Raw genomic sequence first — 1,153 nt, forward strand, 5'->3', positions numbered from 1 at the left:
GCGGACCTATTGGTCGATGGTCTGCTGGGCACCGGCCTCAAAGGTCCGTTGCGTGATGACGTGGCCGCGTTGTTGCGCGCCCTGAATGGGTTGTCGCTTCCGGTGCTGGCGCTGGATATTCCTTCGGGGCTCAGCGCCGACAGCGGCATGCCCCTGGGGCCAGTATTGCAGGCGGAGATGACCTGTACCTTTATTGGTCTTAAACGGGGTCTGCTCACCGGCGAAGGGCCGTTGCATTGCGGTGCGCTGCGTTTTTTCGATTTGCAGGTGGGGCGAGATATTTACGCCCAGATGCAGCCGGACTGCCTAAGCCCCGGCGCCGAGACGCTACAGCACCGTTTGCCCGCCCGCCGGGTAGATGGCCACAAGGGCCATTACGGCCATGTGCTGGTGATCGGTGGCGATCATGGTTTTGCCGGCGCGCCGGTCATGAGTGCCCAGGCCGCCGCCCGTTGCGGGGCTGGCAAGGTGTCGTTGATTACACGCCCGGCCCATGTGGCGGTGGCTTTGATCCGCCAGCCGGAAATCATGGTACGCGGGGTGGATCGCCCGGAAGACGCTGTTGCGCTGATGGAGGCGGCCACGGTGATTGCCATTGGCCCCGGGTTGGGGCTGGATGCGTGGGGCCGAGGCTTGCTGGATGCGGCACTGGCAACGGGCAAGCCGATGGTGGTGGACGCGGATGCCCTGACCCTGATCGCCGGGCAGGCGGATATCGGCACGGCGGATTGGGTGCTCACTCCGCACCCGGGTGAAGCGGGCCGGCTGTTGGGAGTGTCCGCTGGCGACATTCAGCAGGACCGGTTTGCCGCATTGGACAGTCTGTCTGCTCGCTATGGCGGTACCGTGCTGCTCAAGGGGCTGGGTACCCTGGTGCAGGGCGAGCCCGCAGAGGCCGGGCCGGGCCGGGCGCTGATTCGCGATGGCAACCCGGGCATGGCGTCCGGAGGCATGGGCGATGTGCTCACCGGGGTGATTGCCGCCTTGCGGGCCCAGGGGCTGAGCGGGTTTGATGCGGCTCGCCTGGGTGCCATGGTGCACGCCCGGGCGGCGGACCACTGTGCGGCGGCGCAGGGTGAGCGGGGCTTGCTGGCTACCGATTTGCTCGGGGCGTTGCGCCAGCAATTGAACCACAGGCTGCAAGGCCATGAAT

General features: G+C 66.6%; 1 protein-coding gene. It reads left to right on the plus strand.

Annotated elements, in window-relative coordinates:
* Positions 1-1,153: NAD(P)H-hydrate dehydratase (locus A3730_RS13785; RefSeq protein WP_063538261.1), on the plus strand; the 1,153-nt coding region annotated here is incomplete at both ends.

This window comes from Alcanivorax sp. HI0044, from assembly GCF_001634945.1.